Raw genomic sequence first — 15,400 nt, forward strand, 5'->3', positions numbered from 1 at the left:
TTACCTTTGTACCCCATAGGAATCACATTAAATACATCCGCATTCTTTCTTATGGCATCAACCACCAAGTACATCTTTATTACCGGAGGCGTGACCTCTTCATTGGGAAAAGGCATCATTGCAGCTTCCTTGGCTAAATTATTACAAGCTAGGGGCTTCTCTGTGACCATCCAAAAATTCGATCCTTACCTCAATATTGATCCAGGAACACTCAACCCATACGAACATGGCGAATGCTATGTGACCGAAGATGGTGCCGAGACTGATCTGGACTTGGGGCATTACGAAAGATTCCTAGACACCCCTACTTCCCAAGCCAACAATGTCACTACTGGCAGAATTTACAACAATGTCATCACCAAAGAACGTAAAGGAGAATATTTGGGTAAAACTGTCCAAGTAATCCCCCATATCACAGACGAGATCAAAAGGAATTTTTTCAAACTGGGTGAAGATGGCAATTTTGATGTTATCATCACAGAAATCGGCGGCTGCGTAGGCGACATTGAGTCCTTGCCATTCATAGAAGCGGTAAGACAGGCGAAATGGGACCTTGGCCAAAACAACTTCTTGGTCATCCATCTGACACTTATTCCGTTTTTGGCTGCTGCAAAAGAGCTAAAGACAAAACCTACCCAACACTCTGTCAAGCAATTGTTGGAAGCTGGTATTCAGCCTGACATATTGGTTTGCCGAACCGAATATTCCCTACCACAGGAAGTAAAGAAAAAATTGGCGCTATTCTGCAATGTGCAGCTAAACTGTGTCATCGAAGCCATGGATGCATCTACGATCTATGATGTGCCGCTGCTGATGAAAAAAGAGAAGCTGGACGAAAGGGTCATGAGTAAATTGAAACTTACTTCCAAGACCAATACAGACCTGGAGCAATGGAAAGATTTCTTGGGAAGGCTGAAGAACCCAACGCAGGAAGTAAACATTGGATTGGTAGGGAAATATGTTTCGCTTCCTGATGCCTACAAATCCATCATAGAAGCATTTATCCACGCAGGGGCAGCTTCAGAGTGCAAGGTAAACCTTACTTTGATTTCATCAGAAGAACTGCACACGGATACCATTCCCAAAAAACTTGAAGGTCTGGACGGAGTAGTCGTAGCCCCGGGATTTGGCGAAAGGGGATTGGAAGGAAAAATTGAGGCAGTCAAGTATGTGAGGGAAAACAACATCCCATTCTTGGGTATTTGTCTGGGCATGCAGGTGGCGGTGATAGAGTTTGCCAGAAATGTCCTCGGGCTGAAAACTGCCAACAGTACCGAAATGGATCCGGAGACCTCAGATCCTGTCATTGGTTTGATGGAAGATCAGAAAAACATAGAATTGATGGGAGGCACCATGAGATTGGGATCATATCCATGTGAATTGAAAAAAGGAAGCAAGGCATACCAAGCATATGGAAAATCCAAAATCAATGAGCGCCACAGACACCGGTATGAATTCAACAATGCCTACCTTAAGTCGTTTGATAACAGCGGGATGATTGCTTCAGGTATCAACCCGGAAACCAATTTGGTGGAGATTATGGAGAACAAAGAACATCCCTGGTTTGTCGGTGCCCAGTTTCATCCAGAATACAAAAGCACAGTATTGACACCCCACCCATTATTTTTGAGATTCATTAAAGCAACGATAGAAAATAAGAAGTCAAAATAATTAACCCTATATTTGCCGCAATTGCATGGTAACCCAAAGGAATGTTTTGGAAATGTCTTTCCAATTTACCCTTTGTGTTACCTTTGCTTTTGAATAGACAGTTTAATTTAAAATTATGGATAGAAACCAAGCGACAGGACTGATCCTTTTCGCCGCAGTAATACTGGTGTATTCGATATTCTTCGCCAGTACACCTGAACCACAATCACAAGAGCCTACAGGTGAAGTCATCTCGGCAGTTCAGGAAAAACCCACGGAACAGTTTACCCAGGAAGTGGAAGAAGTCGACAGTCTTCAAGATCTCAAAGCCCAAATCCAATATGGTGTTTTCGCTCCTTTGGTAAAGGGAAATGAGTCTGAGGTGACTTTGGAAAACGACAAAATGATCGTCACTTTCTCCACAAAAGGTGCTGAGATCATAAAAGTCGAATTGAAGGAATATAAGTCTTGGGACCAAAGCCCACTGATTTTGATGGACAGGGAAAGTTCTGACCTATCTTATCAAATCAACACCACCAAAGGCCGTCTTAGCTTAAATGAATTCTACTTTACACCAAATACCAAAACTACCCAGGTAGATGGGGAATCGGTTTCAACGGTTGAATTCACGGCGCAGACCGGCAATGGGAAAATCACAAGGAGCTACCGTCTTCCCAACGATTCATATGTCTTGGAGAATGACTTGGTCTTTGAAGGCCTGACTTCTCAGCTGGTCGACTCCAATGTCAACATCATTTGGGATTCCAAACTGATTCGTCAGGAAGAGGACATCGAAGAATCCAGGAGAAAAACCAATATCAATTTTTACAAATCATCTGAAAAGTATGATTATCTAAGTCAATCCAAAGACGAGACTTCGGAACAGGTCACTGAGCCATTGAAATGGGTATCTTTCAGCCAGAGGTTTTTTACTTCAGGGATAATTGCCACAAACCAATTCAATTCCGGAAGCCTTGAACAGGTCACACCAAAAGATACGCTTTCTGTCAAAAACATGAAGGCGACCCTAGCTCTTCCTTTGGAAAATGGCAAAGCAGAATTGAGTTACTACTTTGGTCCCAACAATTACAAAGTGTTGAAAAAGATCACTCCAGGTTTTGAGAAAAATGTGGACATGGGCTATTTCTTCGTGAGCTGGGTCAACAAGTACATCATTGTCAATCTATTCCATTTTCTGGAAAAATTCTTCAGCAACTACGGGGTGATCATCATCATCATCGTATTTATCATCAAATTGGCATTGTTCCCCTTGACCTACAAGTCATATGTCGGCATGGCCAAAATGAGGGTAATCAAGCCTGAGATAGATGAATTGAAGGAAAAGTACAAAGACGATCCTACCAAACAGCAACAAGAACAAATGAAGCTTTTTGGACAATTGGGGGTAAGCCCGATTTCAGGTTGTCTTCCGATGCTTTTACAGATGCCTTTCTTGTTTGCAATGTTCTTCTTTTTCCCCAACTCAATCGAAATGAGACAAGAATCATTCCTGTGGGCGCATGATCTGTCCACTTATGATTCCTTTATCAAGCTACCGTTTACGATCCCTTTTTATGGATCACACGTAAGTTTGTTTACATTGCTGATGACCGTATCTCAGATCGCCTATACGCATTTCAACAATCAGCTGACGGCAGCACAGGGACCAATGAAGAATTTGGGGTACATCATGCCAATCGGCTTTATGTTTATCCTAAACTCATACCCTGCCGCTTTGAGCTTTTACTACTTTGTGTCAAACATGGTGACTTTCGGTCAGCAGGCCTTGATCAAATTATTTGTAGATGACAAAAAGATCAGGGAAAAAGTCGATGCAAGCAAAGTGAAGAATGCCAACAAAAAGAAATCGAAGTTTCAACAGAAACTCGAAGACGCCATGAAAGCTGCCGATGCCAGCAAGAAAAAGAAATAAGGATTGATATTGATATACCCGATGTGAAAGCATCGCCATTCTATAAAAGGGAGTCTATTGCATGGACTCCCTTTTTTTGTTGGGAAAAAAAAGCTAAACACAAATCAATATCGTTGGATAAGGCCTACTGGATTTTCTATCAATTTATGTGCACATACATCTTGCTTGGCAAATAAAGCCATAAAAAAAAATTAACCCTGGCAGGTCAGTTTTCATAACCAAACGGCATTGAAACACCTATACATATTTAATTATCAAAAGGTTAGAACTATCCACAATCAGATGTGGAAAACAAATCATTTTGGGTAAAAATATTAATGATATATTTGTGTAACTCCAAAATCTTAAAATCAAGCATGATGATTGCGTTGACTTACTTTGGAAATCGATTTGAAATCTGCAAAAAAAGCAGCAATCAAGCCAAAAAAGAATTGATTTTGCTTAATATTGGAGAATCTATTACCCTTTGAATCTAGAGAATGGGAAAAGTAATTGCAATTGCAAACCAAAAAGGCGGAGTAGGTAAAACAACCACTGCCATGAACCTTGCTGCAAGTCTTGCGGTACTGGAATTCAAAACACTTGTTATTGACGCAGATCCTCAGGCCAATACCACCTCTGGACTTGGTCATGATCCGAAAGAAATCAGCACCAGCATCTATGAATGCATGGTAGATGGCATTGATATAGGTACAATCATCCACAAAACCGACATGGACTATCTAGACCTTGTCCCCTCCCATATTGATTTGGTAGGTGCGGAAGTGGAAATGATCAATCTGGACAACAGGGAAGAAAAGATGAAAACAGTCATCTCCAAAGTAAAAGAGAATTATGATTTCATCATCATCGACTGTTCGCCTTCGTTGGGATTGATCACAATCAATGCATTGACTGCCGCCAATTCAATCATCATTCCTGTTCAATGCGAATATTTTGCCTTGGAAGGTTTGGGGAAATTACTCAATACCATCAAAATCATACAGACTAGACTGAATCCTGATTTGGAAATCGAAGGTATCCTCCTTACGATGTATGATGTTCGACTGAGACTTTCCAACCAGGTAGTAGATGAAGTTAGGATGCATTTCAAAGATTTGGTTTTCAAAACCATTATCCCGAGGAATGTCCGTCTGAGTGAATCCCCAAGCTTTGGATTACCTGCTATCGCTTTTGATGCTGATGGTAAAGGGGCGATAGCATACCTTAACTTGGCGCAAGAGATCGCAGAGAAAAACGGAAAAGAAATAGTAAATTAACAAATGCGACATGGCAGATAAAAAACCTATACAAAAGAAGAATGCATTGGGGAGAGGACTGGGTGCTTTACTCCAAGATTCGCCACAAAAAACACAAAAAGAGGATCTTATCCCAACCCCAGTCGCAGCAAGCATCAATGAGATCCCACTGACGGAAATCCAGGTCAACCCATTTCAGCCTAGGACGCATTTCGATAAAGATGCCCTTCAGGAACTCTCTGAATCCATCATTGTCCAAGGGATCATCCAGCCAATCACTGTCAGGAAACTTGCTGACAATGAGTACCAGCTGATCTCAGGGGAGAGAAGGTTTCAGGCTTCCAAATTGGCAGGACTGGAAAGAATCCCAGCATACATCCGTACTGCCAACGACCAGCAAATGCTGGAAATGGCATTGATTGAAAACATCCAAAGGGAAAACCTCAATGCGCTCGAAATCGCCCACTCTTACCAAAGGCTTTTGGCAGAATGTAACCTCAAGCAAGAAGAATTGGGAGATCGGGTTGGCAAAAACAGAACTACGGTCAACAATTACCTGAGATTGCTCAAACTTCCACCAGACATTCAGGCTGGAATCAGGGATCAGGTGATATCGATGGGACACGCAAGGGCTTTGATCAATATCGAAGATATTGACAAACAGCTGGCAATCTACAGAAAAACCGTAGTGGAAGAATTGAGTGTAAGAAAAGTAGAGGCACTAGTCAAAGCACTCAATGACGATGAAGAAAACCAAACTAAAAAAACTCCCGTTTTAGATCCAGTAAGGAAGTACGAAATCGGAAAAATCCAGCAGCGGCTTGCCAACCACTTTGGCTCTAAAGTACAGCTGAAGGCAAACGATAAAAATAAAGGAGAAATCAAGATACCTTTTGGTTCGGCCTCTGATTTGAATAGAATATTGGAAATCTTGGAGATAATTTAATAGGTGAACCCACATCATACATTCACAGAAATGTCAAAAAAATGTTTGGCAATGGTTTTTCCAAAAACCATTGCTGTTTTTGTTTTATTGGCAATTTATGCCACTCCTACTTCCGCCCAGACCAAAGGGGACACCGTCGAGATAAAACTCAACGAAAAATTGCCCAAAGACCCTAAAATTGCTACCCTATTGTCTGCCATCCTACCTGGAGCCGGACAAGTTTACAACGAAAAAGTTTGGAAACTCCCAATCATCTATGGGGGCTTCGCTACCAATCTCTATTTCATCGATTTCAATAACAGAAGATACCAACTATTCAGGGAAGAACTTGGCAGATTCGATGCTGGTGATCCAAATCTAAATTTCCCAAACATGAACAGAGATGCCTTGGCAAGAAATGTGGATTTTTGGAGAAGAAACAGGGATTTGAACTTTGTAGTATTTGGGCTTATCTATATACTCAACATTGTAGATGCACAGGTAGACGCCCACTTATCCGGATTCGATATCAGTGATGATATCAGCTTGATATACGAGCCTTCATACGAAACCCTTACGGCAGGTGGGGCATTGGTAGGTGTATCTTTGAAATTAAAATTCTAAACCATGAACATACTAATCTTAGGCTATGGGAAAATGGGAAAAATCATCAGCGAAATCGCTGAATCCCGAGGACATTCCATAGCAGCAAAAATCAACATTGACAACAAAAACGAACTGGACAACTTAGACCCCAAGGATATTGACGTTGCCATAGAGTTTTCACAACCTGAATCTGCGGTTGAAAACATCAAATGGGCCATCTCCAATGGAGTCCCAATCGTATCCGGTACAACTGGCTGGCTCAGCCAAAAGCCTGAAATCGACCAATTCACCACATCCAATGGGGGAACATTCTTTTATGCTTCCAATTACAGTATAGGTGTCAACATTTTCTTCAAGGTAAATAAATACCTTGCCCAGCTAATGGGAGAACAGGCTGATTACAATGTGAGCATGGAGGAAATACATCATACGGAGAAAAAAGATGCCCCAAGCGGTACAGCCATCACCTTGGCAGAAGGGATCATCGATCAAATCACCAGACTTGACAACTGGAAACTGTCCGATAAAGCGTCCGAAGAAGGACAGTCCCTACCGATTATTGCCAAACGCATAGACCCTGCTCCGGGAACGCATATTGTGCGCTACCAATCTGCAATCGACGATATTGAGATCAGCCATACCGCCCATAGCCGGAAAGGATTTGCACTTGGTTCAGTTTTGGTAGCCGAATGGATTAAAGATAAAAAAGGTGTGCTATCTATGGATGATTTCCTATCTTTCTAAAATTTTTGAACAACATGACTAAAGAAAAAAAGAAAAAATCGGCAACCAGAGAGTGGGTTGACGCCTTGGTATTTGCTGTAATCGCTGCAAGTTTGATCCGATGGTTGTTGCTTGAACCATTTACTATCCCTACGGCTTCCATGGAAAAATCCCTGTTGGTAGGAGATTTCCTTTTTGTAAGTAAAATGCATTATGGAACAAGGATTCCAAAGACACCACTTCAGGTACCCCTTACCCACCAGAAAATTTGGGGTACAGATATGAAATCCTATTCGGATCTGATCGAATTGCCATATTACAGACTCCCTGGATTCACTTCCATCAAAAGAAATGATGTGGTGGTGTTCAATTATCCAGCCGAATACGAATACCCAGTCGATCTCAAAACCAACTATATCAAAAGGGCCGTAGCAGTGCCTGGAGATGTCTTGGAAATCAAAAAAGGACAAGTCTATATCAATGGCCAATTGGGTGAGAATCCAGCCGAAATGCAGTTCTCCTATGATGTTATGACTGACAGAAATCTTTCCATAGAATTTTTTGAAGAATATGGGATCAATAGAGACAGTTTCATCCCCTTCTCAAATGGTGTTGGCTATTTAGTATTTGCTACAGATGAAGTTGCCAAAAATCTTGAAAATTCCCCAGTAGTATCAGAAGTCACCTTGAGAATGGGAAGGGAAAACATGGGAGATTCAACTGTATTTCCTGATGGTGCCTACTTTGGTTGGAACAAAGATTACTGGGGACCTCTGGAAATCCCTGGCAAAGGGACGACCATTCAGATCAATGAAGAAACCATGGCCAAATACGCCTTCACAATAGAAAAATACGAAGGGCTCAAAAACATGGAAGTGAGAGACAACAAGCTGATCATCGATGGCCAGGAAGTGAGCAGCTATACTTTCAAGCAGAACTACTACTTCATGATGGGGGATAACAGACACGATTCCTTGGATTCAAGGTATTGGGGATTTGTACCTGAAGACCACGTGGTAGGAAAAGCATGGTTCCTGTGGCTTTCACTTGACAAATACAAATCTATGTTCGGCAAGATCCGTTGGAGCAGGTTCTTTAATGGGATTGATTAAGGGATATTAGATGACTTGTCCCCTCTGGCGGATGAGACGCAAGATGTTAGACATAAGACGTGACTGAGGCGAGAGACAAGAATCAAGAGACTGAGACAAGAAGCGAGAGACAAAGCAGCAAGGTACAATCAACCCCGAAGGGCCTGCCTGCTGCAGGCAGGGTTGAACTTCTTCAATGTATAAAGAATAAAGTGTCAAGCAAAATCAGGAAGTGACAAAATAACATCTTGGATTGCCCTGAAATGCCTGTCCCGAAAATCTGATAGCAGTTTCAACAAAGAACCAAAAAAGAGAGCCAAGGCTCTCTTTTTTGGTTTACCACTTAATCTCTTCCAATCCCTTTTCCCTTAGGTATTCATTGGTTTTGGAAAAGTGCCCGCAACCTAAGAATCCCCTGTGGGCTGAAAGTGGACTTGGATGTGGAGCGTGGAGCTTCAGGTGGGTTGATTCATTGATAAATGCTGCTTTTTTCTGTGCGTAAGCTCCCCAAAGCATAAAAACAATATTTGACTTTTTGGATGCTATCTGTTGAATCACCGCATCCGTGAAATTCTCCCAGCCCTTTTTTTGGTGTGAGCCGGCTTCATGAGCCCGGACAGTCAGTGTTGCATTGAGTAAAAGTACACCTTGGTCAGCCCATCTGGTAAGATCTCCATTGGAAGGCATGGACTGATCCAAATCCTTGTTGATTTCTTTGAAAATATTCAACAAACTTGGTGGAAAAGGCACTCCGTCCCTGACTGAGAATGACAAACCATGCGCTTGTCCGGGACCGTGATAAGGATCTTGCCCCAAGATCACCACCTTCACTTTGTCAAATGGACAACGGGAAAACGCATTGAAAATCTCAGCCCCTTTTGGAAAAATTTGGTGTTTGGCATATTCTTCCTTTACAAAACTGCTAAGCTCTTTAAAATAAGGCTTTTCAAACTCGTCTTTTAATACAGATTTCCAACTTTGCTCAATTTTTACGTCCATTACGTCTTTTTTTGTTGTGTTTTGAATAGAATAAATTAGATTTGCTAACAATAGATCAAAACCAAATCAACTATGGTCAGTGCTATTACAGAAGGTATCAAAGTTAGTGTAGAAGTCACCTATCAACCGGAATTCTCCAGTCCGCATCAGCAGCACTTTGTATTTACCTACAAGGTAAATATAGAAAACAACAGCGCCCATACCATACAATTATTGCGAAGAAAATGGGAAATTTCTGATGCAGGCGATGAATTGAAGGTTGTGGAAGGTGATGGGGTGGTTGGGCAGCAGCCGATTCTGGAATCAGGTGCATCCCACCAATACATCTCAGGATGCAATCTAAAGTCTGGCCTGGGAAAAATGCGCGGTACCTATACCATGGAAAGAATCCAGGATGGAAAATTATTCCAAGTGACAATCCCTGAATTCCAGATGATTTCCCAAATTTTCGATAATTGATTTGACAAAATCCGCTTATCCATTTTTTTCCTATCTGGAATACTGGCTGGTTCAGGAAGACAAATATTCCCTGCAATCCCCCTCTGTCTATAAGATATACACAGGACTCCTCTCCTACATGGATAGGCAAGCTGATGCTGATTTGGATTTGGAGAAAATCAGAACTGCCCTTCTCAATGATGGTCAGATGTTGGAAATCGAAGACTTTGGGGCAGGATCCAAGAAGCTCACCAACAAATCCCGAAAAACTTCCTCCGTTACAAAATACAGCACATCGGGTAGGCGGTTTTCCCAGCTCTACCAGTACTTTTGCCGACTCAGCCCCTCCGAAAAAAACTTGGAGCTCGGCACTTGTGTCGGGATCAATTCCCGCTATTTGGCAAGGGCATGTACTGCAGGTGAACTCTACACTTTCGAAGGATCCGAAGCCTTGTACCTCAAAGCCCAAGAACATCCAAAAGAACCTAATACAAATTATATACTGGGAAAACTAAGTGATTCCCTTCCAGAAATTCTTAGAAAAATAGGAAAAGTTGATTTTGCGCTGATTGATGCTACCCATACCTATCTTGGAACAAGATCCTATTTTGACACAATCCTACCCTACCTGACTGAAAAAAGTGTTTTGGCAGTTGCAGACATCCATTGGTCTAGGGCGATGGGCTTGGCTTGGCAAGAAATCAAAAAGCATCCGCAAGTAAGCCTAAGTTTGGATTTCTTTGAATGTGGCATTGTTTTTTTTGACAAGTCATTGCCAAAAGAAAGCTATGTATTGAAATTTTAAATTTGGTCTAAAAATTGCTTAATGGGGAATGTAGCTTTCCATACATCCCAACCTATCTGATTTTGAAAATATTGAGAGGTCCAGTATTGTTCGTAGAAGGAGTCATCAATTTATTTAACTTGATAAAACACAAGGATATACATCATGAATACCAATTTTGAAAAGGAAAAACCAAAGAACTCGGAGAAAGGCAAAAACATTCTCATAATCGTATTGATTATCCTGGTAATCATAAGTGGCATCAAACTCTATTCGGATTCAGTGGATAGAAACAAAAAATCAGAGGAAATTCTGATTTTGTCCGAAGAAAACGACGACATCAACAAAAGACTGGATTCCATCACTTTTCAACTGGACTTGAGAATCCAGGAAATCGAAAAACTTGGGGGAGACATCAGTTCTTTGGAAGAAATCCGGGATCAACTTGTCGCTGAAAGAAATTCAAGCAAAAAGAGAAGTACTGAAGAACTGGAAGCACTGAACAAAAAAATCAATTCATTTTCGTCAGTTCTCCAAGAAAAAGACCGAGAGATCGTAAAGCTAAGGGAAGTCAACCAGCAACTTTTTGCAGAGAATGAAGACCTGAAGTCTACACAGGCAGAAATTGAAGAAAAAGTAGTCAAACTCAATCTGAAAACAGAGGAGCTTGAAGAAAAAGTCAGCATTGCAGGAAGGCTGAAAGCGGAAAATATCGTAATCGCAGCTGTCAATTCCCGTGGTAGGGAAAGAGAAGACGGATTCAAAAACAGACAGTTGGAAAGGCTAAAAATCTCATTCAACATAGCTGACAACAAGGTGGCAGAAAAAGGTCCTAGAGATATTTTTGTACAGATTATAGCTCCGAACAACCAACCCATTTTTGATATTGCCAGGGGATCTGGTACATTTATGATAGATGGAAGGGAAGAATTTTATACTGTACAGCAAGACATCCTTTTTGACAACACGCAACAATCAATGACCTATTTTTACGAAAAAGGAAGTAAATACAATACCGGAAAATACGAGGTACGGATCTATGCCGACAACTACCAGATTGGAACCGGCAGTTTTGAGGTGAAGTAAATGCTTATATCCACGCAGCACAGCTCAATGTTTAACGAGTTGTAATTTCCCTTGAACAATACTTACAAACTGAACATGCCAAGACCTGATTGGACACAAAATTCCAGTCAGGTCTTTGTTTTTGGTTGGCAAAAATTGCTCTCAAAATGTGATAGCCTCATCGTAGATTTTCAAATACCCAGATATCAGTGGGTTAAAAAGCCCGATAATTGCCAAATACCGAAATTATATTTAAGCCATACATTGGATAAAAGAGAATAATCCCCTAATTTTGCGGTCTGTTTAAATAAAATACAATTAAACAATAAAAAAAATGTTCCAAAAAAATTATGAAACGGTATTCATACTAACTCCCGTTTTGTCTGATGTTCAGATGAAGGATACCGTAGACAAGTTTGTAAACTTGTTAAAAGAGCAGGGGGCAGAAATCGTAAATGTTGAAAATTGGGGTCTTAAGAAAATGGCTTATGCTATTCAGAAGAAAAGCACCGGTTTCTACGTTTTGATCGAATTCAAAGCTGAGCCAACTTTGATCAAGAAGTTTGAGCTTGAAATCAGAAGAGACGAGAAAGTACTACGCTTCTTGACTACAGTATTTGATAAGCATTCACTGGCTTATGCTGAAAAAAGAAGAAAAGGTGAATTTAACAAAAAAGCTGAAGCTAAGGAGGAGCAAGCCTAATGACACTAAGAAACGAACCAATCAACAGAGTAGAGAATAGAAAGAAATATTGTCGATTCAGAAAGAACGGCATTAAGTATATTGACTACAAAGATCCTAACTTCCTTTTGAAGTTTGTGAACGAGCAAGGTAAAATCCTTCCAAGAAGATTGACCGGTAACTCTGCGAAGTTCCAAAGAAAAGTGGCTAACGCTATCAAAAAAGCAAGACACTTGGCTTTATTGCCATTCGTAGCTGATGGATTGAAGTAATCCACACCTGATCGATTATTTACAAAATAAAAATTTATCACAATGGAAGTTATCTTAAAAACAGACATAAAAGGTTTAGGGTACAAGAACGATCTTGTAGCGGTAAAGCCTGGATATGGCAGAAACTACCTTATCCCACAGGGATTTGCGGTTTTGGCTACCCAATCCAACAAAAGAATCCTTGAAGAAAACATCAAGCAGGCAGCACACAAAGCTGAAAAAATAAAAACTGAAGCGGAAGCTATCGCAACCAAACTATCCGGTATTACTTTGGAAATCAAAGCTAAAATTGGTGAGTCTGGTAAGATCTTCGGTAAAGTAACTACACTTCAGATTTCTGACGCCCTGGCAAGCCAAGGTATAGAAATCGATAGAAAGAAAATCTCAATCAACGTACCGGTACAAACTGCCGGTGAATTTGAAGCTGAGGTAGACCTTCATAGAGAAGTGAAAAGCAATGTGAAATTTGCTGTTGTAGCAGAATAATCCAAAGCTTATATAAAAAAAGGCTTTCTCTTACGGGAAAGCCTTTTTTTGCTTTAACCCAAAGCTACTTTTTCCAAATCTTCAATCAGTTTTTTTGATACCGCCCTAGAGTTCTCTTCTCTCTTAGCCCTTAATAGCCCCAAAGCTTTTTGGCTTTTTTCAATTACCCCTTCTGGATTGTTATCATACTCATAACTTTTCCAGCACCAAGTCAATTCAGCATGTAGCTTTTCGTCAAGTTTCAATTTCTCAAGTTTTTCCAAGGTGCTTACCACCGTTTTTTCAAGATTCTTAATTGCCATTTTCAAAATATCAACAGGGTTATAAAATAATTATCATATCAAATTAGGTTAATATTTTTCAAAATAACAAAATTATAACACATTTATTAACAGTAATTTAATACGGAAACACTCCCAAAACCTAAGAAATATAAACAGCTACACAATCAATAACTAAGTAATTGGATCAAAAAAAACCAAACAAGGTTGTAAATTGGAACTGGTTCAATGAATCTAATATATTCGACAAAAAATGGAAAGAAAACAGACCTTACAAGAGGAGTTTGCCAACAGCATCAGCCATGGTATTGGGATTTTGTTTAGTGTAGTGGCCATCGCTTTGCTGGTGACTTTTTCTGTACTGAATGGCACCGCTATCCACATAGTAAGCTGTAGTATATTTGGAGGCTCTATCATGTTGCTTTATACCTTTTCGACACTGTACCATGCAGTGCAGGACACCAAGGTGAAATCATGGCTGAGGACTTTAGACCATATCGGTATCTATTTCCTTATCGCAGGTACATACACTCCCTTTTTGCTATTGTCCGTGAAGGGAATACTGGGATGGATATTTTTGGGGATTGTATGGGGATTGACAGCCATAGGGATTATATACAAAACATTTTATATCCACAGATTCAGAAAGGCTTCACTTGCCCTGTACCTGGCTATGGGCTGGCTTGCAGTGTTTATAATCAAGCCACTATTTGAAAACCTGAGCACCCCTACCCTATCCCTGATTGCTGCGGGTGGACTAAGCTATACTTTGGGGACTTTGTTCTATACCAAACCCAACATGAAATACGCCCATACAATCTGGCATCTATTCGTTCTCGGCGGTACTATTTTGCATTTTATCGCGATTATGTACATGATACAGGGATTGTAAGGTCTTTGCTTAAAAATTTTCCATATTTTTCCCGTTGAAATATAGATAATTAAGAAAAATAGGATAAAATCTTTCTGTGTAGATTTGCATAAAAAAGAAAGTACACCTACATTTGTGACACCTTAAAGAAGAGCAATCATCTGAGAGCGAAATTGGCCGATGGTGTAACTGGCAACACGTCTGGTTTTGGTCCAGAAGAGTCCAGGTTCGAGCCCTGGTCGGCCAACCAAATCAATCCACAAGAAAGGGCGCTAATAGCGCCCTTTCTTTTTTTATATAGGCCACCGTCCAGGTCTAGAGATCATTTGGGATCAGTCTGAATATCTGGGGAGCATATAAATTCAAGCATAGATATTGGATAGTCCGAACAGGAAGAACTCGATGTTGGATCCCCCTTCGAACTGAGCTCTGAAAATTTTTATTTTTGCATTGAATGATTCAGCTGAGGCGTTTGTGCTTCTGTTCTCGAAAAAGTCCAGGATGGTTTCATAGTGATTTTGGATTGTTCTGAACTTTTTTACCCACCCAACAGCATAGCATTGCCCTTCCTCTGTTGCCCAAAACCCACTTGGATTTCATCAATCCAATGGCTTTTAAAGCTACTAGGCACGTTAATTTTGATGATTTTAACACTATTTTCGACAAAATCGCTGTTTTTGTTGAAATCCATGATGAACAAGCATGGAATTAAGGAAATTTGGTTTTAACTTCAAGATTAGAAAAATAACTAAAATTTAAACTAATTAAATTATGAGCAGATTTGAGACACTTAAATCAATGATTTCCGAAATGGAAGATGATTTCAATAAGTTTTATGAGAAAGGCAACAAAGCTGCCGGAACCAGAGTCAGAAACAGTATGAACGAGATCAAAAAACTTGCTCAGGAAATCAGAGTTGAAGTTACTGAGATCAAAAACTCAGCAAAATAAGAAAACAGATACCGCCTGAAAAATCTTGATTTTCAGGCGGTATTATTTTACGCTAAAGTATTAGAAAAAAGTTACTGGATACATGTGATTTCGGAACAATAAAGGGAATACAATATTTTAAGCAGCCGTTAGGATAAAAGCGGATATACTTACAAAACCATTTTGTCAAGTCCTAAAAAACAACAAATAAATAGCTCCTGATAACTAACGACTTACACTTATCCTCCTAGGATTTTAAAGCTTTCTTCAAACAACCCACTTGTTTCAATGGAATCTTTGTTTACATTTGTGCTACAATTGGACAGCAGTTCAGTTTTCGGGGTGTAGCGTAGCCCGGTATCGCGCCTCGTTTGGGACGAGGAGGTCGTAGGTTCGAATCCTGCCACCCCGACTTTAAGGCTTCTT

Annotated in this window: 17 protein-coding genes, 2 tRNA genes and 1 pseudogene; 17 read left to right on the top strand and 3 right to left on the bottom strand. The window is 40.4% G+C overall.

Annotated elements, in window-relative coordinates; all coding sequences use genetic code 11:
* Positions 1-51 precede the first annotated feature (51 nt).
* The 7 genes from ACFSKL_RS17320 to lepB all read left to right on the top strand — a co-directional run bounded on the left by ACFSKL_RS17320 (position 52) and on the right by lepB (position 8,187).
* Positions 52-1,671, top strand: coding sequence for a CTP synthase (locus ACFSKL_RS17320; protein ID WP_376887704.1), 1,620 nt, complete (start codon positions 52-54; stop codon positions 1,669-1,671).
* Between the two features lie 115 nt (positions 1,672-1,786).
* Entirely contained in the window at positions 1,787-3,583 is a 1,797-nt protein-coding gene (gene yidC, locus ACFSKL_RS17325) for a membrane protein insertase YidC (RefSeq protein WP_376887706.1), read from the top strand.
* Between the two features lie 479 nt (positions 3,584-4,062).
* The gene (locus ACFSKL_RS17330) at positions 4,063-4,842 is read left to right on the top strand and encodes a ParA family protein (RefSeq protein WP_376887708.1); all 780 of its coding nucleotides are present in this window, start codon (positions 4,063-4,065) and stop codon (positions 4,840-4,842) included.
* 10 nt (positions 4,843-4,852) lie between these two features.
* On the top strand, positions 4,853-5,767 hold the full coding sequence (locus ACFSKL_RS17335) for a ParB/RepB/Spo0J family partition protein (RefSeq protein WP_376887711.1): 915 nt from the start codon (positions 4,853-4,855) through the stop codon (positions 5,765-5,767).
* 30 nt (positions 5,768-5,797) lie between these two features.
* A complete protein-coding gene (locus ACFSKL_RS17340; protein WP_376887712.1) occupies positions 5,798-6,370 on the top strand; it encodes a DUF5683 domain-containing protein in 573 nt (190 codons plus the stop codon).
* 3 nt (positions 6,371-6,373) lie between these two features.
* Complete coding sequence (gene dapB, locus ACFSKL_RS17345) at positions 6,374-7,096, top strand: 4-hydroxy-tetrahydrodipicolinate reductase (RefSeq protein WP_376887714.1); 723 nt, start codon at positions 6,374-6,376, stop codon at positions 7,094-7,096.
* A 14-nt stretch (positions 7,097-7,110) separates the two neighbouring features.
* Positions 7,111-8,187: a signal peptidase I gene (gene lepB / locus ACFSKL_RS17350; protein WP_376887716.1), complete on the top strand. Its 1,077-nt coding sequence runs from the start codon at positions 7,111-7,113 to the stop codon at positions 8,185-8,187.
* 315 nt (positions 8,188-8,502) lie between these two features.
* On the opposite strand, the gene ung is transcribed toward lepB, so the two are convergent.
* Positions 8,503-9,165, bottom strand: a complete 663-nt coding sequence (ung, locus tag ACFSKL_RS17355; protein WP_376887718.1) for a uracil-DNA glycosylase — start codon at positions 9,163-9,165, stop codon at positions 8,503-8,505.
* Positions 9,166-9,237: 72 nt separating this feature from the next.
* Between ung and apaG the strand changes: the two genes are divergently transcribed.
* The 6 genes from apaG (at position 9,238) to rplI (ending at position 12,892) form a co-directional block, all read left to right on the top strand.
* Positions 9,238-9,624: a Co2+/Mg2+ efflux protein ApaG gene (apaG, locus tag ACFSKL_RS17360; RefSeq protein WP_376887720.1), complete on the top strand. Its 387-nt coding sequence runs from the start codon at positions 9,238-9,240 to the stop codon at positions 9,622-9,624.
* A 1-nt stretch (position 9,625) separates the two neighbouring features.
* Positions 9,626-10,408 carry an O-methyltransferase gene (locus ACFSKL_RS17365; RefSeq protein ID WP_376887722.1) on the top strand — a complete coding sequence of 261 codons (783 nt, stop codon included), beginning with the start codon at positions 9,626-9,628 and terminating at the stop codon, positions 10,406-10,408.
* A 144-nt stretch (positions 10,409-10,552) separates the two neighbouring features.
* Positions 10,553-11,473 carry a hypothetical protein gene (locus tag ACFSKL_RS17370; RefSeq protein WP_376887725.1) on the top strand — a complete coding sequence of 307 codons (921 nt, stop codon included), beginning with the start codon at positions 10,553-10,555 and terminating at the stop codon, positions 11,471-11,473.
* 313 nt (positions 11,474-11,786) lie between these two features.
* A complete protein-coding gene (rpsF, locus tag ACFSKL_RS17375) occupies positions 11,787-12,155 on the top strand; it encodes a 30S ribosomal protein S6 (RefSeq protein ID WP_241273115.1) in 369 nt (122 codons plus the stop codon).
* The gene (rpsR, locus tag ACFSKL_RS17380; protein WP_241273116.1) at positions 12,155-12,406 is read left to right on the top strand and encodes a 30S ribosomal protein S18; all 252 of its coding nucleotides are present in this window, start codon (positions 12,155-12,157) and stop codon (positions 12,404-12,406) included. The genes rpsF and rpsR overlap by 1 nt, the downstream gene beginning before the upstream one ends.
* A gap of 42 nt (positions 12,407-12,448) precedes the next feature.
* Positions 12,449-12,892, top strand: a complete 444-nt coding sequence (rplI, locus tag ACFSKL_RS17385) for a 50S ribosomal protein L9 (protein ID WP_376887728.1) — start codon at positions 12,449-12,451, stop codon at positions 12,890-12,892.
* A 53-nt stretch (positions 12,893-12,945) separates the two neighbouring features.
* On the opposite strand, the gene ACFSKL_RS17390 is transcribed toward rplI, so the two are convergent.
* Complete coding sequence (locus tag ACFSKL_RS17390; protein WP_376887730.1) at positions 12,946-13,194, bottom strand: hypothetical protein; 249 nt, start codon at positions 13,192-13,194, stop codon at positions 12,946-12,948.
* Between the two features lie 232 nt (positions 13,195-13,426).
* On the opposite strand from ACFSKL_RS17390, the gene trhA reads away from it, so the two are divergent.
* On the top strand, positions 13,427-14,065 hold the full coding sequence (trhA, locus tag ACFSKL_RS17395; RefSeq protein ID WP_376887732.1) for a PAQR family membrane homeostasis protein TrhA: 639 nt from the start codon (positions 13,427-13,429) through the stop codon (positions 14,063-14,065).
* A gap of 153 nt (positions 14,066-14,218) precedes the next feature.
* Positions 14,219-14,294, top strand: a tRNA-Gln gene (locus ACFSKL_RS17400).
* A gap of 112 nt (positions 14,295-14,406) precedes the next feature.
* Here the strand turns inward: ACFSKL_RS17400 and ACFSKL_RS17405 are convergent.
* A pseudogene (locus tag ACFSKL_RS17405) lies at positions 14,407-14,574 on the bottom strand (transposase); the annotation flags it as partial.
* Positions 14,575-14,815: 241 nt separating this feature from the next.
* Here ACFSKL_RS17405 and ACFSKL_RS17410 point away from each other — a divergent pair.
* A complete protein-coding gene (locus ACFSKL_RS17410; protein ID WP_376887733.1) occupies positions 14,816-14,995 on the top strand; it encodes a histone H1 in 180 nt (59 codons plus the stop codon).
* Between the two features lie 317 nt (positions 14,996-15,312).
* Positions 15,313-15,386, top strand: a tRNA-Pro gene (locus ACFSKL_RS17415).
* The last annotated feature ends 14 nt before the right edge of the window (positions 15,387-15,400 follow it).

The organism is Belliella marina (assembly GCF_042682445.1).
GTDB lineage: Bacteria > Bacteroidota > Bacteroidia > Cytophagales > Cyclobacteriaceae > Belliella > Belliella marina.